The 22,599-nt window shown below is 72.3% G+C and carries 21 protein-coding genes; 4 read left to right on the top strand and 17 right to left on the bottom strand.

Going from position 1 to position 22,599, the window contains the following annotated elements; all coding sequences use genetic code 11:
- Positions 1 to 119: 119 nt before the first annotated feature.
- Positions 120 to 1,403, bottom strand: coding sequence for an adenylosuccinate synthase (locus AB0I52_RS21530; RefSeq protein WP_363074872.1), 1,284 nt, complete (start codon positions 1,401 to 1,403; stop codon positions 120 to 122).
- A gap of 186 nt (positions 1,404 to 1,589) precedes the next feature.
- Between AB0I52_RS21530 and AB0I52_RS21525 the strand changes: the two genes are divergently transcribed.
- On the top strand, positions 1,590 to 2,447 hold the full coding sequence (locus AB0I52_RS21525; protein ID WP_363074870.1) for a diacylglycerol kinase: 858 nt from the start codon (positions 1,590 to 1,592) through the stop codon (positions 2,445 to 2,447).
- Between the two features lie 66 nt (positions 2,448 to 2,513).
- Here AB0I52_RS21525 and AB0I52_RS21520 read toward each other — a convergent pair whose 3' ends face one another.
- On the bottom strand, positions 2,514 to 3,071 hold the full coding sequence (locus AB0I52_RS21520; protein WP_363074868.1) for a MarR family transcriptional regulator: 558 nt from the start codon (positions 3,069 to 3,071) through the stop codon (positions 2,514 to 2,516).
- Between the two features lie 111 nt (positions 3,072 to 3,182).
- On the opposite strand from AB0I52_RS21520, the gene AB0I52_RS21515 reads away from it, so the two are divergent.
- Genes AB0I52_RS21515 through AB0I52_RS21505 form a run of 3 tightly spaced genes read left to right on the top strand, consistent with a single transcriptional unit; the run spans position 3,183 to position 6,170 of the window.
- Positions 3,183 to 4,097, top strand: a complete 915-nt coding sequence (locus AB0I52_RS21515; protein WP_363074866.1) for an ABC transporter ATP-binding protein — start codon at positions 3,183 to 3,185, stop codon at positions 4,095 to 4,097.
- An 11-nt stretch (positions 4,098 to 4,108) separates the two neighbouring features.
- Complete coding sequence (locus AB0I52_RS21510; RefSeq protein ID WP_363074957.1) at positions 4,109 to 5,731, top strand: ABC transporter permease; 1,623 nt, start codon at positions 4,109 to 4,111, stop codon at positions 5,729 to 5,731.
- Between the two features lie 49 nt (positions 5,732 to 5,780).
- The gene (locus AB0I52_RS21505; protein ID WP_363074864.1) at positions 5,781 to 6,170 is read left to right on the top strand and encodes a hypothetical protein; all 390 of its coding nucleotides are present in this window, start codon (positions 5,781 to 5,783) and stop codon (positions 6,168 to 6,170) included.
- A 57-nt stretch (positions 6,171 to 6,227) separates the two neighbouring features.
- On the opposite strand, the gene AB0I52_RS21500 is transcribed toward AB0I52_RS21505, so the two are convergent.
- From AB0I52_RS21500 to AB0I52_RS21430, 15 genes are all read right to left on the bottom strand, one after another.
- Entirely contained in the window at positions 6,228 to 7,463 is a 1,236-nt protein-coding gene (locus AB0I52_RS21500) for a cytochrome P450 (RefSeq protein ID WP_363074862.1), read from the bottom strand.
- Positions 7,464 to 7,503: 40 nt separating this feature from the next.
- Entirely contained in the window at positions 7,504 to 8,184 is a 681-nt protein-coding gene (locus AB0I52_RS21495) for a response regulator transcription factor (RefSeq protein WP_363074860.1), read from the bottom strand.
- The gene (locus AB0I52_RS21490; protein ID WP_363074858.1) at positions 8,181 to 9,482 is read right to left on the bottom strand and encodes a histidine kinase; all 1,302 of its coding nucleotides are present in this window, start codon (positions 9,480 to 9,482) and stop codon (positions 8,181 to 8,183) included. Before AB0I52_RS21490 ends, AB0I52_RS21495 begins: the two co-directional genes overlap by 4 nt.
- 109 nt (positions 9,483 to 9,591) lie before the next feature.
- Entirely contained in the window at positions 9,592 to 10,467 is an 876-nt protein-coding gene (locus AB0I52_RS21485; RefSeq protein ID WP_363074856.1) for an alpha/beta hydrolase, read from the bottom strand.
- A 293-nt stretch (positions 10,468 to 10,760) separates the two neighbouring features.
- Positions 10,761 to 11,408 (bottom strand): SUKH-4 family immunity protein, encoded by a 648-nt coding sequence (locus tag AB0I52_RS21480; protein ID WP_363074854.1) that lies wholly within the window; start codon positions 11,406 to 11,408, stop codon positions 10,761 to 10,763.
- A 75-nt stretch (positions 11,409 to 11,483) separates the two neighbouring features.
- Positions 11,484 to 12,680 carry a kynureninase gene (gene kynU, locus AB0I52_RS21475; RefSeq protein ID WP_363074852.1) on the bottom strand — a complete coding sequence of 399 codons (1,197 nt, stop codon included), beginning with the start codon at positions 12,678 to 12,680 and terminating at the stop codon, positions 11,484 to 11,486.
- A complete protein-coding gene (locus AB0I52_RS21470; RefSeq protein ID WP_363074850.1) occupies positions 12,673 to 13,521 on the bottom strand; it encodes a tryptophan 2,3-dioxygenase family protein in 849 nt (282 codons plus the stop codon). The genes kynU and AB0I52_RS21470 overlap by 8 nt, the downstream gene beginning before the upstream one ends.
- Positions 13,522 to 13,683: 162 nt before the next feature.
- A complete protein-coding gene (locus AB0I52_RS21465) occupies positions 13,684 to 14,097 on the bottom strand; it encodes a DUF3151 domain-containing protein (RefSeq protein WP_363074848.1) in 414 nt (137 codons plus the stop codon).
- A gap of 66 nt (positions 14,098 to 14,163) precedes the next feature.
- Positions 14,164 to 15,687 carry an MFS transporter gene (locus AB0I52_RS21460; protein ID WP_363074846.1) on the bottom strand — a complete coding sequence of 508 codons (1,524 nt, stop codon included), beginning with the start codon at positions 15,685 to 15,687 and terminating at the stop codon, positions 14,164 to 14,166.
- A gap of 120 nt (positions 15,688 to 15,807) precedes the next feature.
- The gene (locus tag AB0I52_RS21455) at positions 15,808 to 16,974 is read right to left on the bottom strand and encodes a MalY/PatB family protein (RefSeq protein ID WP_363074844.1); all 1,167 of its coding nucleotides are present in this window, start codon (positions 16,972 to 16,974) and stop codon (positions 15,808 to 15,810) included.
- Positions 16,975 to 17,084: 110 nt separating this feature from the next.
- A complete protein-coding gene (gene fbaA / locus AB0I52_RS21450; RefSeq protein ID WP_362961162.1) occupies positions 17,085 to 18,116 on the bottom strand; it encodes a class II fructose-bisphosphate aldolase in 1,032 nt (343 codons plus the stop codon).
- Between the two features lie 201 nt (positions 18,117 to 18,317).
- On the bottom strand, positions 18,318 to 18,857 hold the full coding sequence (gene pyrE, locus AB0I52_RS21445) for an orotate phosphoribosyltransferase (RefSeq protein ID WP_363074842.1): 540 nt from the start codon (positions 18,855 to 18,857) through the stop codon (positions 18,318 to 18,320).
- 109 nt (positions 18,858 to 18,966) lie between these two features.
- Complete coding sequence (locus tag AB0I52_RS21440) at positions 18,967 to 19,761, bottom strand: aldose 1-epimerase (RefSeq protein ID WP_363074840.1); 795 nt, start codon at positions 19,759 to 19,761, stop codon at positions 18,967 to 18,969.
- 22 nt (positions 19,762 to 19,783) lie between these two features.
- Positions 19,784 to 20,824 (bottom strand): SRPBCC domain-containing protein, encoded by a 1,041-nt coding sequence (locus tag AB0I52_RS21435; protein WP_363074838.1) that lies wholly within the window; start codon positions 20,822 to 20,824, stop codon positions 19,784 to 19,786.
- 118 nt (positions 20,825 to 20,942) lie between these two features.
- Positions 20,943 to 22,541 (bottom strand): polyamine aminopropyltransferase, encoded by a 1,599-nt coding sequence (locus AB0I52_RS21430; RefSeq protein ID WP_363074836.1) that lies wholly within the window; start codon positions 22,539 to 22,541, stop codon positions 20,943 to 20,945.
- Between the last annotated feature and the right edge of the window lie 58 nt (positions 22,542 to 22,599).

Here is a 22,599-nt window from a genome sequence, read left to right as displayed (position 1 = left end):
TCCCGACACCCAACTCCCACTGGTCTGGACCTGTCAAGGTCTAGACCAGCAAGCGGGTACGCGAGAGGGCCGGGGCGAATCCGCCGCCCCGGCCCTCTCGCGTACCCGCTTGCGCGCGCCTACAGGAACGAGTTGATCTCGATCGTCTCGGTCCGGCCGGGACCGACCCCGATCGCGGAGATCGGGGCGCCGGACATCTCCTCCAGCGCCTTCACGTAACCCTGCGCGTTCTTCGGCAGGTCGGCGAAGGTCTTCGCCTTGGTGATGTCCTCGGACCAGCCCGGCAGCATCTCGTAGATCGGCTTCGCGTGGTGGAAGTCCGTCTGGTTGTACGGGAGCTCCTCGACGCGCTTGCCGTCGATCTCGTACGCCACGCACACCGGGATCCGCTCCCAGCCGGTGAGGACGTCGAGCTTGGTGAGGAAGAAGTCGGTCAGGCCGTTGACCCGGGTCGCGTACCGCGCGATCGGCGCGTCGAACCAGCCGCAGCGGCGGTCACGGCCGGTGGTGACACCCCGCTCGCCACCGATGCGGCGCAGCGCCTCGCCGTCCTCGTCGAGCAGCTCGGTCGGGAACGGACCGGCGCCGACGCGCGTCGTATAGGCCTTGAGGATGCCGATGACCCGGCTGATCTTCGTCGGGCCCACGCCGGAACCGGTGCAGGCGCCGCCCGCGGTCGGGTTCGACGAGGTGACGAAGGGGTACGTGCCGTGGTCGACGTCGAGCAGCGTGCCCTGACCGCCCTCGAAGAGGACGACCTTGCCCGCGTCGATGGCGTTGTTCAGGATCAGCGTAGTGTCGGCCACGAAGGGCTTGATCTGCTCCGCGTACTGGAGCATGTCCTCGATGACCTTGCCGGCCTCGATCGCGCGCCGGTTGAAGACCTTGGCCAGCAGTTGGTTCTTCTGCTCCAGGGCCGCCTCGACCTTCTGCTCCAGGATCGACTCGTCGTAGAGGTCCTGGACGCGGATGCCGACCCGGTTGATCTTGTCGGCGTACGTCGGGCCGATTCCGCGCCCGGTGGTGCCGATCTTCCGCTTGCCGAGGAACCGTTCCGTCACCTTGTCGACCGTGACGTTGTACGGGGTGATCAAATGGGCGTTACCGCTGATCAGCAGCTTGGACGTGTCCACGCCGCGGTCGTTCAGCCCACTCAGCTCGGAGAGCAGGACGGCCGGGTCGACCACGACACCGTTACCGATGACCGGGGTACAGCCCGGTGACAGGATTCCAGAGGGGAGGAGATGCAGTGCGTACTTCTGGTCGCCGACGACCACCGTGTGGCCGGCATTGTTGCCGCCTTGGTATCGCACCACATAGTCCACGGATCCACCGAGGAGGTCGGTGGCCTTCCCCTTGCCCTCGTCACCCCACTGAGCACCGAGCAGCACAAGTGCGGGCACAGGCGTACACCCCTTCCGGGCGGGGCATGTCCAAGGTCAGGGGGCGTACGTAAACGTCGTACATGCCGTACGACGTTGTACGACACGGCCTGAACCGTCGAACCGGGTGCCCCGGAATAGACCAAGCCCCTGGCGCAATAGCGCAAGGGGCTCTTGCACCAAGATGCTACCCGAGGAAGGACCGAGGTGTCGGCTGCCCAGCCCCCCGGTAACGGTGCGCCCCATCTGCTGGTGGTGATCGATCCGGTCGCCCGCCGGACGGACGGCGAGTCCGTCCGGATCGCGAAGGACGTGCTGAGCGCCGGCTCGCACGCCAAGATCTGCCTCCCCGACGGGCCCGAGGAGTTCGCTCGGGCCCTCTCCCGCAGGGGCGGCCGACGGCCGGTGGTGGTCGGGGACGACCGGGCGCTGAGGCGGGCGGTGACCCAGCTGCACCGGGAGCGGGAACCGGCCGGGAGCGCCCTTTCGCTGATCCCGGTCGGCGCCGCGGCGGCGCTGGAACTCGCCCATTCACTCGGCGTGCCGACAGGTGCGGTGGCGGCGGCCCGTACCGCGCTCGACGGCGCGGTGCGACGGCTGGACCTGCTGGTCGACGACAGCGACGGCGTGGTCCTGGGTGCGCTGCGCATCCCGGCCCTGAGCAGCGCACCGGGCACGGAGGCCGCCCACTCGGGCGTCACCGCGGTCTGGGACACCTGCCGCTCGCTGGTCCGGACCCTGGTGCACCCGGCGCCCTCGGCCCTGCCCGCCCCGCTGCGCACGCACCGGCTGCGGATCGAGGCGGACGGTGTCCTGCTGAACGATCTGGACCGGCCTGTCGAATCGGTGACGGTGACGTCGGGGCGCGGCGACGGCGGCCTCGCGGTGGTGACGATCCACCCGCCGGACGGCGACCCGGTCACCACGGAGGCCAAGGCCGTCACGGTCTCCGGCCCCGACTTCCGCTACCGCGCGGACATACAGGTCGGCGGGCCGGTGAGGACGCGCACCTGGACGGTGCGGGCGGGCGCGTGGGGCCTGATGCTGCCGATACCGGACGCGTAGCCGGCGGGCGGGGCCCGGTGGTGGCGAGGCGGTGGTGGCGGGCCCGGTGGTGGTGCCGCCGGGCCCTCAGGCGCCCGTGCGCCCGTCGGCCGTCGGCAGGTCGAGGGTCTTGCGGTGCTCCTCCCAGCGCTCCATCAGGCTCCCCAGCTCGGACTGCAGGAACTCGAAGAACGCCGCCGTCTCCGCGATCCGGGCACCGGCCGGCGTGTGCTCGCCGAGCGTGCGCGCACCGTCCTTGAGGGTCTGCTCCCACCGGGTGAGCACCCGGTCGCGGCTGGCGAAGGTGGTGTACCAGATCTCGTTGTGCAGGCGGTAGCGGTCGCGGCGGGAGCCCGGTTCGCGTTCACGGCCGATCATGCTGACCTGGGTGAGGTAGTTCACCGCGCCGGATACGGCGGCCGGGCTGATCTGGAGCGCCAGCGCGAGCTCCGCCGAGGTCATCGAGGCGTCGTCGTCGGCGAGCAGGGCGGCGAAGACGCGGGACGCCATCCGCTGCATCCCCGCCTCGGTCATCTCGGACGCGAACCGCTCGACGAAGCGCGAGACCGCCTCCGCGTCCCGCTTCTCCGGCGCCGCGCCCGTGTCCTGCCGCTCCAGTGCGTTCTCTCCGGATTCGCTGCTCATCGCCCCATCGTCTCCCCTGCGCCTCCGGCTGATCACCGGCCCGTCACCCTTTCGGAGTTTATACGTTTCCTTAACTTCACAAGTTTGTGAAAGTAGCGTACGTTCAAAATCATGACGACGGCAATCACCGTGGCCGGACTGCACAAGTCGTTCGGCCGGACGCACGCACTGGACGGGCTCGACCTGGCCGTCGAGTCCGGTGAGGTCCACGGCTTCCTCGGGCCCAACGGGTCGGGGAAGTCCACCACCATCCGGGTCCTGCTCGGCCTGCTGCGCGCCGACGCCGGCGCAGCCCAGCTGCTCGGCCGCGACCCCTGGCACGACGCGGTGGAACTGCACCGGCGCGTGGCGTACGTCCCCGGTGACGTCACGCTGTGGCGCAACCTCTCCGGCGGCGAGGTGATCGATCTGTACGGGCGGCTGCGCGGCGGCCTGGACGACGCCCGCCGCGCCGACCTGGTGGAGCGGTTCGAGCTCGACCCGACCAAGAAGGGTCGTACGTACTCCAAGGGCAACCGGCAGAAGGTGGCCCTCGTCGCCGCGTTCGCCTCCGATGTGGACCTGCTGATCCTGGACGAACCGACCAGCGGGCTCGACCCGTTGATGGAGGAGGTCTTCCAGCGCTGCGTCGCCGAGGAGCGCGACCGCGGGCGGACGATCCTGCTCTCCAGCCACATCCTCAGCGAGGTCGAGTCGCTCTGCGACCGGGTCAGCATCATCCGCCAGGGGCGGACGGTGGAGACCGGCTCACTGGCCGGCATGCGCCATCTGACACGCACCAACATCAGCGCCGAGCTGGCCGGCGAGCCCAGCGGGCTGGCGGGACTGCCCGGGGTGCACGATCTCGACATCCAGGGGCGCCGGGTCACGCTCCAGGTCGACACCGACAAGCTGGACGCCGTCCTCAGATCGCTCACCGCGTCCGGGGTCCGCTCACTGAGCAGCACCCCGCCCACGCTGGAGGAGCTCTTCCTGCGGCACTACGCGGCGGACAGCGGCCCGGTCGCGGAGGTGTCGGCGCGATGACTGCCGTGACCATGACCGCACCGGCCGGCACCGGACGCCGGACCGGGACCGGGACCGGGACCGGACAGCTCGCGGGGACCTGGACCCTGCTGAGACTCGCCCTGCGGCGCGACCGCATCATCATGCCGCTCTGGGTGATCGTGCTCGGCGGCTCGTTCTCCTCCGTCGCGAAGTCCATCTCCTCGCTCTACGGGACGGACGCCCAGCGCGCCGAGCTCGCCGCGTCGATGAACGGCAACAGCTCCCTGCGGGCGATGTACGGGCCGGTGTTCAGCGACTCCGTGGGCGGGCTCGTCAGCTGGCGCATGATCGCCTTCGGCTCCGCGCTGGCCGCGGTGATGAGCCTGGTCGTCGTCGTGCGGCACACCCGCGAGGAGGAGGAGACCGGCCGTCAGGAGATGCTCTCCTCGGCCATGGTCGGGCGGCGCGCCCCGCTGACCGCGGCGCTGCTCGCCGCGGTGATCGCCAATGCCGCGCTGGCCCTGGTGATCGTGGCCGGGATGGCCGGGTCGGGGGCGGGCAGCGCCGGGGCGGTGGCGATCGCTTCGGCCGTCGCCGGGGTCGGTGTGCTGTTCGCCTGCACCGCCGCGATCGCCGCCCAGTTCACCGAGAGCGCCCGGCTCGCGAAGGGGCTGACGGCCGCGGTGATCGGCGCCGCGTTCGTCCTGAAGGCGGCGGGCGACTCCGCGACGGGCGACGGCTCGTCCGTGCTCACCTGGCTCTCCCCCGTCGGCTGGGCAGAGAACGTCCGGCCGTACGCGGACGAGCGGTGGTGGGTGCTCCCGGTGATCGCCGGCGCCGTGGCGGTGCAGTGCGCCGCAGCGTACGCGCTGGCCGGGCGGCGCGATGTCGGCATGAGCTTCCTGGCGACCCGGCCGGGGCCCGCCCGGGGCCGGATCTCCACCGCGTTCGGGCTCGCCGTGCGGCTCCAGCGCGGTGCGCTGCTGGGCTGGACGGGGTCGTTCGCCGCGGTCGGTGTCGTCTTCGGCGGACTGACCAACGGAGCGGCCGACCTCGTCGGGGACAACGAGAAGACCAGGGAGATCTTCGAGCGGATGGGCGGACAGGCCGGTCTGACCGATGCGTTCCTCGCCTCGATGGTCTCCGTGCTGGGCACGGTGGCGGCGCTGTACATCGTCTCCTCGGTACTGCGGATGCACGGCGAGGAGACCGCCGGGCGGGCCGAACCGGTGCTGGCGGGCGGGGTCGGCCGGATCGGCTGGGCGGCCGGCCACCTGCTCATAGCCTTCGGCGGCGCGGCCCTGATCATGGTGGCCGGCGGCCTCGGCCTCGCCGCCGGATACGGGCACGAGCTGCCCGCCGTGCTCGGCGCCTCGGTGGTGCAGCTGCCCGCCGTCTGGCTGCTGGGCGGGGTGACGGTCCTGCTGTACGGGGCGCTGCCGAGGGCCGCCGCCGCGGCCTGGGGAGCGGTGGGGCTCTGCCTGGCGCTGGGCTGGATCGGCCCGGCCCTGAATCTGCCGCAGCCGGTGATGGACCTGTCGCCGTTCACGCACCTGCCGAAGCTGCCGGGGGCGGGGATGGAGTGGGGTCCGGTGGCGCTGCTCACCGCGCTCGCGGTAGCGCTGACGGCCGGCGGTCTGGCGGCGCTGCGGCGGCGGGACATGCTGAACTGAGCGGGGGCGGCCCGCAACCCGCGGGCCATCCGCGGGCGTCCTCGCCGGTATGGACATCGGTATGGACATCGGTACGGACATCGGCATGGACATCGGTACGGACACCACGGGGGACAGCCGGCGGGAAGCCCTCAACGGAATCGCCGGGTTCGCCGCGGCCGCGGCCGGGGCCACCGCCGGAATGCTCGTCTGGGCACCCTACGCACGGCGCGGGCTCTTCGGCGGCTTCGAGGGCCAGTCCGAGTGGGACGTGCTCTGGCACGGCCTGCCGGTCATGATCCTCGGCGGCGTCGCGGCCGCGCTGGGCGTCCTGTGCCTCGTACGGAAGAAGTGGTTGCGGGCCCTCGGGTTCGGGGCGCTCCTCGCGGCACTGGCCGTCCTCGGGGTGACGTTCCACGTACTCGAAGGGCCGCCGCCGCCCTGCGGGTCGGTCTGCTGAGGACTCGGCCGGGCACCCGGGCGACTGGACACCCGGGCGCCCCCGCACCCCGCCGCCTCACAGCTCGACGCGCAGCTCCTTCACTCCCCGGATCACGTACCCCGGATTCCACTCCGGCTCCGCGACCAGCCGCATGTCCGGCGCCCGGCGCAGCAGCTCGCCGAAGGAGGCCGCCAGTTCCACCCGGGCCAGCGGGGCGCCCAGACAGAAGTGAATGCCCGCGCCGAAGGTGATGTGCGGGTTCTCCTGCCGGGCGAGGTCCAGCGTGTCCGGGTCGGGGAAGCGGGCCGGGTCGCGGTTGGCCGAGCCGAAGAGCAGGGCCACCTCGGAACCGCGCGGAATGACCGTGCCGCCGATCTCGATGTCGTCGAGCACCCAGCGCTCGAACATCTGGAGCGGGGTGTCGTACCGCATCAGCTCCTCGATCGCGGACGGCAGCAGCCCGTGGTCGGCCCGCAGCTCGGCCAGCTGCTCGGGGTGGCGCAGCAGGGTCCACCAGCCGTTCACGGTGGTGTTGACAGTCGCCTCGTGCCCCGCGTTCAGCAGCAGCACACAGGTGGAGATCATTTCCTGCTCGGTGAGCCGCTCACCCTCGTCGTGGGCGGCGATGAGCGCGGAGATCAGATCCGTGCCGGGGTTCCCGCGCCGCTCGGCGATCAGCTCGCGCAGATACCCGGAGAAGTCGACCGAGGCGCGGACGGCGGCGCGGGCGGTCTCCTCGGACGGGTTCAGCTCGAACATTCCGCAGATCGCCGCCGACCAGGGCCGCAGCGGGGCACGGTCGGACTCGGGGATGCCGAGCATCTCGGCGATCACCGCGACGGGCAGCGGTTCGGCCACCGCCGTGAGCAGATCGCCCCCGCCCTGCGCGACGAAGTCGTCGACGAGCCCGGCGGCCAGCCGGTGCACGGTCGGGGCGAGCCGCTCGACGGTACGCGGGGTGAACGCCTTGGAGACCAGCCGCCTGATCCGGGTGTGGTCCGGCGGCTCCAGGTCCAGCATCCCCTGCCCGTTGAGCGTCTCGAACGGCTCGTGCTCGGCGGGCGGGGCGGTCCGGCCGAACTCCTCGTGCGTGAACCGGTGCAGATACGTCCGGCCCAGCCGGCGGTCACGCAGCAGCGCGGACACATCGGCGTGGTGCGGGACGAGCCACTGATCGGTGCGCTCGAAGTAGTGCGCCCGGCCGGTGGCCCGCAGCTCGGCATAGGCGGGATACGGATCGGCGACGAACGCCGCCGACCACGGGTCGAAGAGGGCGGCGGAGCCGGAGGCGGCAGGCGTGGGCTGGTTCATGAACCGACGCTAACCGGCCGCCCGCCACCCGGCCAGCCCCTCAGGACGGCGTGACCAGCCGGGCCTCGTACGCGAAGACGGCCGCCTGGGTACGGTCGCGCAGGCCCAGCTTGACCAGGACGCGGCTCACATGGGTCTTGATGGTGGACTCGGCGACCACCAGGTGCGAGGCGATCTCCGCGTTCGACAGGCCCTGGGCGATGAGGACCAGCACCTCCGTCTCGCGCTCGGTGAGGTCGCCGATCCGGGCCAGTGCGGGCGGGCGCGGGGCCGCCGCGAGCTTGGAGAACTCGTTGATCAGCCGCTTGGTGACGGTGGGGGCGAGCAGCGCCTCGCCGGAGGCCACCACCCGTACACCGTCCGCGAGTTGCCGGGCCGAGGCGTCCTTGAGGAGGAAGCCGGAGGCACCGGCGCGCAGCGCCTGGTAGACGTACTCGTCGAGGTCGAAGGTGGTCAGCACCAGCACCTTGGCGTCGGCGTCGGCCGCGACGATCTCGCGGGTCGCCTCGATGCCGTTGAGCTCCGGCATCCGGATGTCCATCAGCACCACGTCGGGGCGGAGCGCCGCGACCTGCGAGACGGCCTCGCGGCCGTTCACCGCCTCGCCGGCGACCTCGATGCCCGGCATCGCGTTGAGCAGCACCGAGAATCCCTCGCGGACCATCATCTGGTCGTCGACGATCAGTACCCGGATCGGCGCGTCCGTCCCGGCGGTCGTCATGCCTGCTCCACGGGGGCGTCGGAGGGGGCCTGCTGGACGGGGATGAACGCGGTGACCTCGTATCCGCCGTCCGCGGTCGTCTCGGCGGTCATCTCACCGTTCAGCATCCCGACCCGCTCCCGCATCCCGGTTATTCCGTGCCCGGCCCCCGGCGAGGGTTTCACCGGGCCGGTCGGCGGGCCGTTGACCACGCGCAGTCCGAGCCCGCCCAGCACATAGCCGATCTCGACCTTCGCGGTGGCACCCGGCGCGTGCCGCAGGGTGTTGCTGAGGGCCTCCTGGATGATCCGGTACGCCGACAGCTCGACGCCCTGCGGCAGTTCACGCACCGCACCGGTCACCGCCTTCTCCGCCGTCAGGCCCGCCTCGCCGACATTGGCGAGGAGGCCGTCCAGCTCCGCGAGGGTGGGCTGCGGCGCGTCCGGCACCTCGTAGCCCTCGGTCCGTACGACGCCGAGCACCCGGCGCAGTTCGGTGAGCGCCGCGACGGCGTTCTCCCGGATCGTGAGGAAGGCCTGCTCCAGCTCGGGCGGCGGATTCTGCACCCGGTACGGGGCGGCCTCGGCCTGGATCGCGACGACCGACATGTGGTGGGCGACCACGTCGTGCAGTTCGCGGGCGATGGTGGTGCGCTCCTCCAGCAGCGTGCGACGGTCGCGCTCGACGGCGGTGACGGTACGCTGCACGGTGACCTCGCGCTCCGCCTCCCGGCGGATCTGCACCAGACTCACCAGGAGCAGGGCGAACGCGGAGGACACGGCCATGGCGGCGGTGTTCGATCCGGCGTCCCAGCCGACGACGTTCTCCACGAGCGTGCCGAGCAGCAGGGTCAGTGCCCACATCCAGGCGGCGGTCCGCGGCCTCGTCCGGACCGCGACGACGTTCAGCACGACCAGGTGGGCGAAGAAGGTGCTCGGCCCCCACGGCCCGTCCGCGCCGCCGAAGAGCACGGACACCGGGACCATCGCCATCGACATCCAGAACGCCCCCACCGGCCTGATCAGCGTCATCGCGATGCAGGCGGCCGGCAGCAGCCCGGACAGCAGGACGCCTGCGTTGCCGGTGCTCGCGAAACCCTGCATGAACGCGATCAGCGCGGCCCCCAGCACCATCGCGTGCGGGGTCCACCCGGCACGGGCCCGGAGCCGCTCCGGCAGCCGCCGGGTCACCGGTCCGTCGGTCCGCATGGGCGGCAGCGGGCAGTAGGCGAACGCGTCACGGATCAGGTCCTGCCGCAGGCCTGCCATCGCTCCTGCTGCGGCCCGGAGCTCAGGGCTTCTGGTCTTGGTCTCGGTCACGCCTCCACGGTAGGCGGCGCGGCGACCGGGGTCGTCAGCACGGATACGGATCCTGGACCGTCCGTCGCAAGTACTACCCGGGTCCGTCCCCGTCCCCGTACCGCGGGTCTCACCAGGCCAGCTGGGCGATCTCCTCGGCCACCACCGCGCACGCGTCGGCCGCCGGATCGATCAGCGGGAAGTGCCCGACGCCGGGCAGCAGGGTCAGGCCCACGGTCTCCCCCTCCTTCGCCGCCGCGTCGACGAACGCCTCCACGACGGCCTGCGGCACCGTGAGGTCCGTGGTGCCCTGCACCACGGCGGTCGCGATGCCGGTGGGCAGCAGCAGCGCCGGGTCGGCGTGCGCCCTGCGTGCGGCGAAGTCCTCGTCGGTCCCCAGGAACTGCCCGATCGCGCCGGAGCACACATCCAGCTCGACCGCGGCGGTGAAGTCCGCGATCGGCGCGAGGGCCACCACGCCGCGCAGCGCGGGCGGGCGCGGCAGCCGCCACGGCGAGCCCTCCGGCAGTACGTGCCGGGCGGCGGCCCACAGGGCGAGCTGTCCGCCCGCCGAGTGCCCGGTGACGACGATCCGCCGGGAGTCCGCCGCGGGCAACTCCCGCGCGAGGAGCTCCGGCAGCGCGTCCATCGCCGCGGCGACGTCGTCGAAGGTCTCCGGCCAGCGGCCGGCGACCGGGCCCGAGCCGCGCTGCTGCGGGATCTCGCTGCCCCGCCGGTACTCGACACTGGCGACGGCGAACCCGCGCCGGGCCAGGAATCCCGCGAACGGGGACATGTGGAGCCGGTCGTACGGGGCCCGCCACGCCCCGCCGTGCAGGACGACCACGACGGGCGCGCCGGTGCGTCCGTCGTACGGGGCGTAGAAGTCGATCGTCTGGTCCGGGTGGCTGCCGTAGGCGGCGGAGGCATCGGGGGCGACCACCGGATGCGAGAACGCGGACTCGGTCTCGGCTGCGTCCTGATCACGCGCGGCAGAATCCGACATGCTGCTCCAACCGTCCCTGACAATGCCCAACTGGGCTGACCTGCGGGGACGGTATCAGTATGGAGGCGTTCCCTGCCCCGGCGGCGGCCGCCTGGGCCTCCCGCCCGGCGGGGCCGCCGGGACGGTCCCTAGGGCCTGTATTGGGTTGTCCCGCGGCGTCACGGGGCTGGGCACGCACGCTCGCAGCGTTGCCGAAACGCCCTGGTAGCTCCGCTACAAGGGCGCTCCGGCAACCTTGCGATCGCACGCACCCAGCCCCGCTCCTTCTTCCGCGTGACAACCCAATACAGGCCCTAGTACACCGGGTCGTACATGCCGATCTGGAGGTCGGCGAAGAAGAAGATCCAGGGGCTTTCCTGATCGCTCTCCAGGGAGAAGACCAGCGGGTCGACGCCGTCGAACTCGTCCTTCACCCCGTCGGCGAAGCACTTGAGTTCGGCGAACGGCCGGCTCTGGATGACGGGGCCGGCCGGCTCACGTCTCATCAGCAGCTTCCGCCGGTGCAGCAGTTCCAGCATGTGCCGGAACGAGGAGAGGTCCGTGTGTACCGGCCGGAAGTCCCCCTCGAAGAGGGCCATCTCGTCGGGGAAGGCGTGCACCGTGCCGTCATCGAGGTGGAGGAAGAGGTACCAGCCCTGGACCGAGCCGAAGAGCAGCAGATCGCCGGAGTCCAGCCGGGCGACCTCCACCTCGGAACCGAGGTCCACCACGGTGGTCGTCTCGACCTCGCAGTCGTCCGCGGCGATGGCCGGGGCCATCCGGAAGGGGCTCTGCGGAAAGCCGGCATCGCACAGCGCGCGGAGATCCTCCGGGCGCCGCACCACATCGGCGAGGACCGCGCGCGAGGCCCGTACGTAGCCGGAACGGCCGCTGCCGGCCGCACCGTCGATGTCGAAGATCATGCGGTGCGACCCCTCGCCGTCGACTGTCGTCGCACTCATTCTGCCCGCCGTCGCGAGCGGCCCGGAAGCCATCCGGCGACCGGGGCGAGCCGGTCGCCGGACTGACCCGGGAGCCTACGCCGCCGAACCGCCCAACACGTCCGCGAGCGCCCGCGCCGCACGTTCGGCGTCGGCGAATCCCACGTACAGCGGTGTGAATCCGAACCGGAGTACGTCCGGACGGCGCAGATCCCCGACGACTCCGCGTGCGATGAGCGCGGCCATCACCGGTTCGGCGTCCGCGCAGCGCAGCGCGACCTGGCTGCCGCGTTCCGCGTGGGCGGCCGGGGTGACCGAGGTGACGCGCCCTTCGGGGACGTACGCCGCGACGCACTCCAGGAAGAAGTCCGTCAGCGCCAGGGACTTGGCCCGCACCGCCTCGACCCCGACCCCGTCCCACACGTCGAGGGACGCTTCCAGGGCCAGCATGGACAGGATGTCGGGGGTCCCGACCCGGCCCCGTACGGCGCCGTCGGCGGGCGTGTACCCGGGGGTCATCGCGAACGGGTCGGCGTGCGACGTCCACCCCGGCAGGGGCGAGTCGAAGGCCGCCTGGTGCCGCGCGGCGACGTACAGGTACGCGGGCGAACCGGGCCCGCCGTTGAGGTACTTGTACGTGCAGCCGACCGCCAGGTCCACTCCGTGCGCGTCCAGTCCGACGGGCAGCGCGCCCGCGCTGTGGCACAGGTCCCAGACCGCGATCCCGCCCGCCGCGTGCACGGCGGCGGTGAGTCCGGGCAGGTCGTGGAGCCTGCCGGAGCGGTAGTCGACGTGGTTGAGCAGGACGGCCGCGGTACGCGGACCGAGGGCGTCCGGCACGTCGGCGGGGGAGACCTGGACGATCCGGTGACCGGTCATCCGGGCGGCCGACTCCGCGATGTAGCCGTCCGTGGGGAAGGTGGCCGCGTCTACCAGGATCTCGTCGCGGCCCTCCGGCGCCAGCCGGGTCGCGGCGACGACGGCCTTGAAGACGTTCACGCTCGTCGAGTCACCGACGACGATCTGTCCCGCGGCGGCCCCGACGACCGGGGCGATCCGGTCCCCGATCCGCTCCGGCGCGGTCCACCAGCCGCTCTCGTCCCAGGACCGGATGCGCAGCTCGCCCCACTCGCGGGTGAGGACCTCCTGGAGCCGGGCGGGCACGTGGCGGGGCAGTGCGCCCAGCGAGTTGCCGTCCAGGTAGACGGTGTCGTCGAGCGTGAACAGCTCGCGCAGCGGCGCCAGTTCGTCGGCGGTGTCGAGCGCCTGGGCGCGCTCCTGAAGGTCAGACATGGCTGCGGGCCGTCCAGAGCTCGGGGAACACGTTCTTGGTGGCGCGCTTCTCCAGCCAGGCGACCCCGGCCGAACCGCCGGTACCGGTCTTGGAGCCCATGGCTCGCCGGGTGGCGACGAGGTGGTCGTTGCGCCATCGCCACACCAGTTCGCCGACATCGGTGAGCGCCTCGCCCAGCCGGACCAGCTCGTCGTGCTGGTCGGGGTTGGCGTAGATCTCCGCCCAGACGGCCTCGACCTCGTGCGACGGCTCGTACTTCTGGGACAGGTCCCGGCCGAGCACGGCCTCCGGGACGGCGTGGCCGCGCCGGGCCAGGAGCGCGAGGGCCTCGTCGTACAGACCCGGCTCCCCGAGCGCCTTCTCCAGCTCGGCGTGCACGCGGGGTGCGCCCCGGTGCGGCACGAGCATGGACGCGGACTTGTCCCCGAGCAGGAACTCCATCCGCCGGTACATCGCCGACTGGAAGCCGGAGCCCTCGCCGAGCGCGGACCGGTAGGAGTTGAACTGGGCGGGGGTGAGCTGGGCGAGCGGCGTCCAGGAGGCGTTCAGCGCCTCCAGCTCCCGCACCGACCGCTTCAGCGCGTCGCGCGCCACCGGCAGCCGGTCCTCGCGCAGGGCGTGCGCGGCGGTCTCCCACTCATGGACGATGACGGTGAACCACAGCTCCATGACCTGGGTGGTGACCAGGAAGACCATCTCGCCCGGGTCGTCGGAGCGCAGGTGCTGGAGGTGGGTGAGGACGTCCGCCTGGACGTAGTCCTCGTACGGAGTCGTTCCCGCGAAGTCGAGGTGCGGGGTCTGCGCACCGGTGGCTTCGGGGTCGGGGTGAATCGTCGACATTGCTGTCTCCTCGACACGAGCTTCCGGGTAGCGGTCCGCCCCTTCCGTGAGGTGGTGGAGCTCCGGTCCCCTGCTCGCATCCTAAACGCCACTCCGGGGGACGCGCAGGCCCCGCAGGCGGTGGTGCCTGCGGGGCCGCGGGTCAGGTACGACAGGTGCTGCCTAGCCGAGCGTCTCGGCGGCGGTCGGCGAGGAGTCGCGGAGGAACGACGAGCAGCGCTCGTACTCCTCCTGCTCACCGATCGAGTGCGCGGCGCGCGCCAGCGCGTGCAGGGCGCGCAGGAAGCCGCGGTTCGGCTCGTGCTCGAACGGCACGGGGCCGTGGCCCTTCCAGCCGGCCCGGCGCAGTGCGTCCAGGCCGCGGTGGTAGCCGGTGCGGGCGTACGCGTAGGACTCGATGACACGGCCGCCCTCGAACGCCTCGTCGGCGAGCTGCGCCCAGGCCAGGGAGGAGGTCGGGTACTTCGCGGCGACATCGGCGGGCGCGACGTCCGCCGCGAGCAGTTCGCGCGGTCCCGGGTCGTCGGGCAGGTGGGTCGGGGCAGGGCCCCCGAGCAGGTTCTCGTGGATCGACATGGGTCCAAGTGTGCCTGGCACCGGCGCCGCCGGGGCACCAAGGGCGCACAATGCCCGTCGGGACGCTCAGGGGCCGTCCGCCCGGCGTGCCGTTTCCGGGGCCGGCTCCAGTGGCGGGGCGGCGACGCCGCAGTGCACCGTGCACTCGGGGCGTGCCGTGTCCCGTACGGCCGCGTGGGGCGTGCGCACGGTCGACCAGGCGATCAGGGCGCCCACCACCAGCAGCCCGGCGCACATCGGCATGGCGCGCCGGAAGGTCGCGGCGAACTCCCCGGCGTCCCGGTAGGCCTCCGGCCCCATTCCGGCGAGCAGCGGCAGCGCGGCCACCGCGATCAGCCCGGCGGCGCGGGCCGCGGCGTTGTTGATCCCGCTGGCGAGGCCGGCCCGGCCGGTGTCCACGGAGGCCAGGACGGTCGCGGTGAGCGGGGCCACCAGGGTGACCAGGCCGACGCCGAGGACGGCGACGGCCGGGAGCACATCGGTCAGGTACCCGCGGACGGAATTCGATCCCGGCCCCACGCGCAGCATCAGCAGCATGCCGGTGGCGGCGATCAGCGGGCCCGCGGTGAGCGGGATACGGGGGCCGATGCGCTGGCCGAGCTCGCCGGACCTGGCCGAGAACAGCAGCATCAGGACCGTCGTCGGCAGCAGCGCGGTGCCCGCGCCGAGCGCCGAGTACCCCGCGACGACCTGGAGCTGGATCGCGGAGAGGAAGAAGTAGCCGCCGAGCGCCGCGTAGACGCAGAGGGTGACGATGTTGACGGTGGTGAACTGCCGGGAGGCGAACACCGACGGCGGCAGCATGGGGTACGTCCGCCGCCGCTCGACCTGGACGAACGCGGCGCCGAGCAGTACCCCGCCCACCGCCGCCCCGATCACGGCCGGGGACGCGCCAAGACCCGGCGCCTCGATCAGCGCGAACGTCACCAGCGCGAGGGCGAGCGCGCCGAGCGCCGCCCCGAGCACGTCGAAGCGGCCGTGCGCGTACGGGTCCCGGGACTCCGGTACGTGGCGCAGGGCGACGGGCACGCAGACGGCGGCGAGCGGCAGGTTGAGCAGGAACACCCACCGCCAGCCGGGCCCGTCGACGAGCCACCCGCCCACGAACGGCCCGACGGCGGCCCCGATCCCGCCGAACCCGGACCACAGCCCGACCGCGCGGGCCCGGTCGTCCGGGTGGAAGCTCGCCTGGATCAGGGCCAGTGACCCGGGGGTGAGGAGCGCCCCGCCGACGCCCTGGAGGGCGCGGGCGGCGATGAGCACGAAGGCGTTGGGCGCGATGCCGCAGAGCAGCGAGGCGAGGGCGAACCACACGACCCCGATGACGAAGACCCTCCGCCGCCCGTACCGGTCACCGAGCGCCCCGCCGAGCAGGATCAGCCCGGCGAGCGTCAGCATGTAGGCGTTGACGGTCCACTGGAGTGCGGCCAGGTCGGTGCCGAGGTCCTTGCCGATACGGGGCAGGGCGACGTTGATGACGGTGGAGTCGAGCATGGCCATGCTGGACCCGAGCACGGTCGTGAGGACGACCCAGCGCCCGGCGGCGGAGGAGACCCGGATCCCGGGCCCGTCCGCCTCACTCTTCTCCATGCCCCCAGCATCGACGCCGCCCGCCCCGGCGGCCAGTTGAAGCCCCTCCGGCGATTGAGGAGCGGGGGCCCGGGGGCAGCGCCCCCGAAACGGCCCGCGCCAAACGCCCCCGCCCCGCCGCTACGCGGCGCCCCGTACCGCCTCCACCCCCCGGATCAACGCCTCCACCCCGGCCACCACCTTGCTCCGCGCGCACCCCACATTCAGCCGCACGAAGCCCTCCGCCCCGTACACGCTCCCCGGCATCACCGCGACCCGCTCCCGCTCGATCAGCACCCGCTGGAGCGCCTCGTCGTCCTCGACGCCCGCCCCGCGCAGGTCGATCCAGGCCAGGTAGCCGGCCTGCGGCGGCTCCCACCCCAGCTCGGGGAAGGCCTCGTTCAGCCGTTCCGCGACCAGCTCCAGGTTCCCGGTGACATACGCGCGGACCGCGTCCAGCCACGCGCCGCCCTCCCGGTACGCGGCGATGTGCGCGGTCAGCGAGAGCACCGCCGGTGAGGCGAGCCCCTCCGCGGTCTGCATCCGGCGCAGGAACTCCGTCCGGTCGTCCGCCCGGCCGATGATCCCGTACGAACCCGTCAGCGCCGGGAAGTTGAACGCCTTCGACGCCGAGGTGATGAGCGCCCAGCGCCCGTCGCCCGCCACCCGCGTCCACGGCACGTGCCGGCGTCCACCGTGCACGAAGTCCGCGTGGATCTCGTCGCTGATCACCGCGACCCCGTGCCGCGCGGCGAGCAGGGCCAGCTCCGCGAGCTCCGCCTCCGTCCACACCCGCCCCGTGGGGTTGTGGGGCGAGCACACCAGCAGGACCTTGCTGTCCGCGCGTGCGAGCTCCCGCTCCAGCGCGGCCGTGTCCCCGAGCGGCACCCCGCGCAGCTCCCGCCCGAGCCCGGTGATCGCCTTGCGGAAACCGTCGTACGTGGGGGTGTGAACGACGACGCCGTCCCCCTCCGACGTCCACATCTGGAGCAGTTGCGACAGCTGGCTCAGCACGGAGGGCGCGTACACCAGCCGTCCGGTGTCGATCGTGGTGCCGTACCGGGTGGCGTACCAGTGGGCGATCGCCGACGTGAAGTCGTCCTGCTGCCAGTCGGTGTAGCCGAACACGCCGTGGTCGAGACGGGCCCGCAGGGCCGCCAGCACCTCGGGGGCGGTCTCGAAGTCCATGTCCGAGATGGTGAACGGCAGCAGCCCGTCCACCCCGAACCGGTCCGCGACCCCGTCCCACTGGACGCACCAGGTGCCGCGGCGGTCGATGACGGTGTCGAAGTCGTAGGACGTGCTCACAGCTGTTCCCTCATATCGTTCCTGCCGGTCTGCCGGGCCTGCCGGGTACGGACATGCCGTGGGCCCGGCACCCCAAGGGATACCGGGCCCACGCACACATCCGTACGGGACTACTTCAGCTTGGTGCCGGTGGACCGCAGGTTGGCGCAGGCCTCCGTGACGCGCTTGGCCATGCCCGCCTCGGCGGCCTTGCCCCAGGTCCGCGGGTCGTAGACCTTCTTGTTGCCGACCTCGCCGTCGACCTTCAGCACGCCGTCGTAGTTGCGGAACATGTGGTCCGCGACCGGGCGGGTGAAGGCGTACTGGGTGTCGGTGTCGAGGTTCATCTTCACGACGCCGTTCTCCAGCGCAGTGGCGATCTCCTCGGCGGTGGAGCCGGAGCCGCCGTGGAAGACGAAGTCGAACGGCTGGCTGCCGGCCGGCTTGCCGTACTTGGCGGAGACGCCCACCTGGAGGTCCTTCAGGAGCTCGGGGCGGAGCACGACGTTGCCCGGCTTGTAGACACCGTGCACGTTGCCGAAGGAGGCGGCCAGCAGGTAGCGGCCCTTCTCGCCCAGACCGAGCGCCTCGGCAGTACGCAGCGCGTCGTCGACGGTCGTGTACAGCTCGTCGTTGATCTCGTGCGTGACGCCGTCCTCCTCACCGCCGGTCGGAGTGATCTCGACCTCAAGGATGATCTTGGCGGCGGCGGCCTTGGCCAGCAGCTCCTGGCCGATGGAGAGGTTGTCGGCCAGCGTCTCGGCCGAACCGTCCCACATGTGCGACTGGAACAGCGGGTTCAGGCCCTTGGCGACGCGCTCCGCGGAGACCTCGATCAGCGGACGGACGTACGTGTCCAGCTTGTCCTTGGGGCAGTGGTCGGTGTGCAGCGCGACCGTGATGTCGTACTTGGCGGCGACGATGTGCGCGAACTCGGCCAGGGCGACAGCGCCCGTGACCATGTCCTTGTTGTACTGGCCACCCAGGAACTCCGCCCCACCGGTGGACATCTGGATGATGCCGTCGCTCTCGGCCTCCGCGAAACCGCGCAGCGCAGCGTGCAGGGTCTGGGTCGAGGTCACGTTGATGGCCGGGTAGGCGAACTTGCCTGCCTTCGCCCGGTCGAGCATCTCGGCGTAGACCTCGGGGGTTGCGATGGGCATCTGTCCGCTCCTTGGGATGTGCGGGTGTGCGTTGCTGGTTCCCTGACCTGGGGGCGACGTCATCGTCGCCCCCATCTTCCCAGACTCTGGCTTCGGCTCCACCCGGCGCACTCCTCCGGCATTCGGGGCCACCGGCTGCGGACATACGACGAGGGTGGCCGGTTTCACGTGAAACCGGCCACCCTCGAAGAAAACCGCAGGTCAGGACAGGTCGAGGTCCGCGACCGAGTACACATGGACATACGGGAGTCCCGCCTCGGCGATGGCCGGAGCCGCGCCCCGCTCCACGATCACGGCGACGGCGACGACCTCGCCACCCGCCTCACGCACCGCCTCGACGGCAGTCAGCGGCGAACCGCCCGTCGTCGAGGTGTCCTCGACGACCAGGCAGCGGCGGCCCTTGACCTCGGCGCCCTCGATCCGGCGCTGCATCCCGTGGGCCTTCTGCGCCTTGCGGACGACGAACGCGTCCAGCTCCTGACCGCGAGCGGCGGCGGCGTGCAGCATCGAGGTGGCGACCGGGTCGGCGCCCAGCGTCAGCCCGCCCACGCAGTCGTAGTCCAGCTCGGCGGTCGCGTCGAGCATGACCTGACCGACCATCGGAGCAGCCTTGCCGTCCAGCGTGATGCGACGCAGGTCGATGTACCAGTCGGCCTCCAGGCCGGAGGAGAGCGTCACCTTGCCGTGTACAACGGCCTTGTCCTTGATCTGCTGCAGCAGCTCAGCGCGTACGTCTGTCATGGCTACGAGGATAAGGCGCCCGGCAGCGGCCCGTTCGCCCGGCAGCGGCGCGTACGCAGCGCCCGCTCCCGCTCCGGGCCCGTCCTCGGAGCCTGCGGCCGGGCCGGCCTCAGAGCCGGAGCCAGCTCCAGGTCGCCGCGATCTCCAGGGGCTCGATCGGAGTGACGTAGCGGGGCTCGGTGTTCAGCCCGTTCGGCGGACCCGACTGCGGCTCCACACAGACCGCCTCGGCCTGCTCGTCGTAGACCACGACCCACTCGGCCCGGCTCTTCACCGTCAGCTCCAGCTGCTCCGGCCAGGTGAGGGTCACGTCGACACCGTCGGGCATCCCGAAGGCGTCGTCCCACGGTCCGTCCAGGGGCGGGATCCGGCGGCCGGTCGGCAGATGGTCCTCGCCCCGCTCCTCCTGCCAGGCGGCGTCGAAGTCGATCCGGACGTCCTGGCCGCCGAGGTTGCGCCGGAACCAGGGGTGCCAGCCGGCCTGCGCCGGGAAGGAGTCCCCGTACGTCTCGATGCCGAACGCCAACGTCAGGGAGTCCTCGGCCAGTTCGAAGGTCTGCGTCACCCGGCCCGGGTACGGCCAGGGCTCGGCCAGGTCGTAGTAGAACGAGGCCTCCGTCCCGGTCTCGCGGGCGGTCCGCCAGGCCGTGTCACGGCCCGTGCCGTGAATGGCGTGCGGCGGGGCGGTCAGCGGCATCCGGTGCAGCACGCCGCCGTTGCGGAACTGGCCGTTCTCCATGCGCCCGCACCACGGCACCATCGGGAAGCAGCCGTACCGCTCCCCCTGCCGCAACAGTTCGGTACCACCGATCCGCAGGCTGCTGATACGGCAGCCATGGGCGGGGCTCACGGTCAACTCTGTGTCGCCGACGGACAGCCGGACGTCCTTCTCGCTGCTGCTCACCCGCCCGACCCTACTGGCGCGGCTACCTCCGGCGCCGCAGCGCCCGGCCCACCACCACGGCGGAGGCGATGGCGAGGGCGGCCGCCGGGGCCACCCAGCGGAGCGTGGCGCCCGCACCGGTCGAGTCGGGCGACGGCACGGGGGCGTAACGGCCGCGCGGCGGGGCGTGGTCGACCTCTTCGGCACTGCGCCCGATCATGGTGCGCCGGGCATGCGCGGCCTCGGCCGGCGGCCCGTCCGGGACGGTGAACTCGATCCCGGCCACCGGGTCCATCGACGACGGCGGCACGGGGGTGTCGAAGACCGAGGCCCTGTCCGGCGGCTGCTCCCCGGCCGGGGCCTCGTCGGCGGCGGCGTCATGCGTGGTCGGGGCCTCCTCGGCACCGGTGTCGTCCGCCTCCTCGGCGGCCTCCTCGATGGCCTTCTCCACCGCGTCCCCGACGGACCGCTCCTCGGACCCGGCCACGGACGCGGCGCCGGCCGCGTCCGACGCGGCGCCTTCGGAACCGTCCACGGAGCCGTCCGACGCGGCGCCCGCGGAACCGTCCACGGCATCGTCAGCCCCGTCGCCCGCGGAACCGTCCACGGAGCCGTCCGCTCCCTCGTGCGCGGCGAGCGCCTCCGTCACCAGTTGCTGTGCGAAGCGGTCCAGCAGGCGGTGGGCCGCCGCGAGCGCCGCCGCCGGGTCCAGCTCCACCAGGCGGCCGTCACCGCCGACCGTGCCGTCGAACGCGATCGCGGTACCGCCGTCCCGTTCCGCCAGGCGGACGGTCAGGGCCAGCTTCGCCGAGCCGGTACCGCGCGCCTCCACCCCCTCGCCCGCCACGGAGAGGCCGTACGCGGTGTCCCCCGCTGGGCCGCCCGTCAGTGCGGTGAGCCGCAGCGCGCCGCGGTAGGTGATGGTGTGGCCGCCGACCCGCACCTTGAGCCGGCCGGCCAGCGGGCCCGCGGCGGCGTCGGCGTCCTGCTGAAGCCCCGGCACACAGCGCGCGACCCGGGCAGGATCGCCCAGCGTCCGCCGAAGGACAGGGACCGGAACCGGAACGAACACCTCATGCTCCATGGAAACCGAGCCTACTCAGCCCCGGCCCTCACGTCAGCGCTTCCGCCCCTCCGGAGCCGGCACCACCGCCCCGCCCCGTACGGCTCAGGCCGCTCACGTCCCACTGGCGGCACCGCGCTCACGACTCGCCCCAGTACCTCGGGTGCACCAGCGTCGAGGGCGCCAGCCCCGGCAGCCGGTGGGCCTCCGTCCGCCGCCCCGCCTCCCGGAGCGCCGGGTCCGTCAGGTCTTTCAGCTCCGGCGCCTCCGGGTCCAGACCGAGCGCCGGGGCCCGGCCGAGTCCGGCCAGCACGAACCCCCAGCCGTGCACCTGTGCGGCCCCGCCCGACGCACGGTCCGGGCCCGCCTCGAAACCCGCGTACCGGCCGCCGACCCGGTAGGGGCGGGTGCGCAGTCCGGCCGCCCTCATCGACGCCTCGACCGTCCAGTACGTGCGCGGCCGGCCGACCGGCGGCCCCCCGTGCACCACCAGCCGGCCGCCCGGCGCGAGGGCCTCGGCGACCAGACCGTAGAACTCCGCCGAGTAGAGCTTCGTACTGGCCGAGATCCCCGGATCCGGCAGGTCCGAGATCACCGCGTCGTAGCGGCCGTGCGGCACCCGCAGCCAGGTGAACGCGTCCCCGGTCACGGCCGTCAGCCGCGGGTCCCGGTACGCGTGCGCGTTCAGCGCGGAAAGCGCCTCGTCCGTACGGGCCAACCGGGTGACGGCCGGGTCCAGCTCCACCAGCGTGACGCTCCGCACGCCGGGGTAGCGCAGCACCTCGCGGGCCGCCAGACCGTCGCCGCCGCCCAGGATCAGCACCCGCGCGTGCGGCCCGTTCATCACCGGGTGCACCAGCGCCTCGTGGTACCGGTACTCGTCGCGCGAGCTGACCCGCAGCCGCCCGTCCAGATAGAGGTCCAGGGAGCTGCGGCCCGCCCCGGTCAGCACCACCTCCTGGACGTCGGTCTGCATCGCGACCCGCACCCGGTCCCCGTACACCGCGCGCCTCGCCGCCCGCTCGAAGTCGTCGGCCAGCACCGCGGCCGTGGCCAGCAGGGCGATCACCGCCACGTTGACGGCGATGAGGAGCCACCGGGACCGGCCGGTGACATCCCGCCGGAACACCCACATCACCAGCGCCCCGCCCGCCGCCGCGTTGACCGCACCGGTGAACAGCGCCCCGGTGAGCTGTCCGAGCAACGGCAGCAGCAGGAACGGGAACGCCAGGCCGCCGACCAGCGCCCCCACGTAGTCCGCGGCGAACAGATCGGCGACGGCCCCGCCCGCGTCCTGCCGGTCGACGCGCTGGATCAGCGTCATCAGCAGCGGGATCTCCGCACCGATCAGGACGCCGATCGCCAGCGAGAAGCCGACCAGGGCGTACCGCGACTCCCCGATCCAGGCGAACGTCGCGTAGAGCACCAGCGCGGAGGAGCCGCCGACCAGTGCGAGCGCGGCCTCGATCAGTCCGAAGCCGACCGCGGCCCGGCTGCATAAACGTTTCGCGAGCAACGAGCCGATACCCATCGCGAACACCATCACGGAAAGCACGACGGACGCCTGGGTGACGGAGTCACCGATCAGATAGGAGGCGAGCGCGACCAGTTCGAGCTCGTACACCAGACCGCATGCGGCGCAGACGAAGACCGCGGCGAGCACGAGGTACCGGCCGGTCCTGGGCCGTACGGGAAGCCGCGCCGCGCCCCCTCGCAGCGACACCTGCTGGTCGATCATGCCGCGAACGCTACGTCACTGGAACGTCGCCGCTTGTCACCCACAAGGGTGTAAGTGG

Source organism: Streptomyces sp. NPDC050423, from assembly GCF_040655445.1.
Classification (GTDB): domain Bacteria; phylum Actinomycetota; class Actinomycetes; order Streptomycetales; family Streptomycetaceae; genus Streptomyces.
Note: the sequence above shows the minus strand (reverse complement) of the source record. Positions and strands in the feature narration are given on the sequence as shown.

Bases quoted from the DNA above. Each gene is read 5' to 3' on its own strand.
- AB0I52_RS21520 (WP_363074868.1), bottom strand. From the start codon at position 3,071: ATGAGCAGCGAATCCGGAGAGAACGCACTGGAGCGGCAGGACACGGGC.
- AB0I52_RS21515 (WP_363074866.1), top strand. From the start codon at position 3,183: ATGACGACGGCAATCACCGTGGCCGGACTGCACAAGTCGTTCGGCCGG.
- AB0I52_RS21510 (WP_363074957.1), top strand. From the start codon at position 4,109: ATGACCGCACCGGCCGGCACCGGACGCCGGACCGGGACCGGGACCGGG.
- AB0I52_RS21505 (WP_363074864.1), top strand. From the start codon at position 5,781: ATGGACATCGGTATGGACATCGGTACGGACATCGGCATGGACATCGGT.
- AB0I52_RS21500 (WP_363074862.1), bottom strand. From the start codon at position 7,463: ATGAACCAGCCCACGCCTGCCGCCTCCGGCTCCGCCGCCCTCTTCGAC.
- AB0I52_RS21495 (WP_363074860.1), bottom strand. From the start codon at position 8,184: ATGACGACCGCCGGGACGGACGCGCCGATCCGGGTACTGATCGTCGAC.
- AB0I52_RS21485 (WP_363074856.1), bottom strand. From the start codon at position 10,467: ATGTCGGATTCTGCCGCGCGTGATCAGGACGCAGCCGAGACCGAGTCC.
- AB0I52_RS21480 (WP_363074854.1), bottom strand. From the start codon at position 11,408: ATGAGTGCGACGACAGTCGACGGCGAGGGGTCGCACCGCATGATCTTC.
- kynU (WP_363074852.1), bottom strand. From the start codon at position 12,680: ATGTCTGACCTTCAGGAGCGCGCCCAGGCGCTCGACACCGCCGACGAA.
- AB0I52_RS21470 (WP_363074850.1), bottom strand. From the start codon at position 13,521: ATGTCGACGATTCACCCCGACCCCGAAGCCACCGGTGCGCAGACCCCG.
- AB0I52_RS21465 (WP_363074848.1), bottom strand. From the start codon at position 14,097: ATGTCGATCCACGAGAACCTGCTCGGGGGCCCTGCCCCGACCCACCTG.
- AB0I52_RS21460 (WP_363074846.1), bottom strand. From the start codon at position 15,687: ATGGAGAAGAGTGAGGCGGACGGGCCCGGGATCCGGGTCTCCTCCGCC.
- fbaA (WP_362961162.1), bottom strand. From the start codon at position 18,116: ATGCCCATCGCAACCCCCGAGGTCTACGCCGAGATGCTCGACCGGGCG.
- pyrE (WP_363074842.1), bottom strand. From the start codon at position 18,857: ATGACAGACGTACGCGCTGAGCTGCTGCAGCAGATCAAGGACAAGGCC.
- AB0I52_RS21435 (WP_363074838.1), bottom strand. From the start codon at position 20,824: ATGGAGCATGAGGTGTTCGTTCCGGTTCCGGTCCCTGTCCTTCGGCGG.
- AB0I52_RS21430 (WP_363074836.1), bottom strand. From the start codon at position 22,541: ATGATCGACCAGCAGGTGTCGCTGCGAGGGGGCGCGGCGCGGCTTCCC.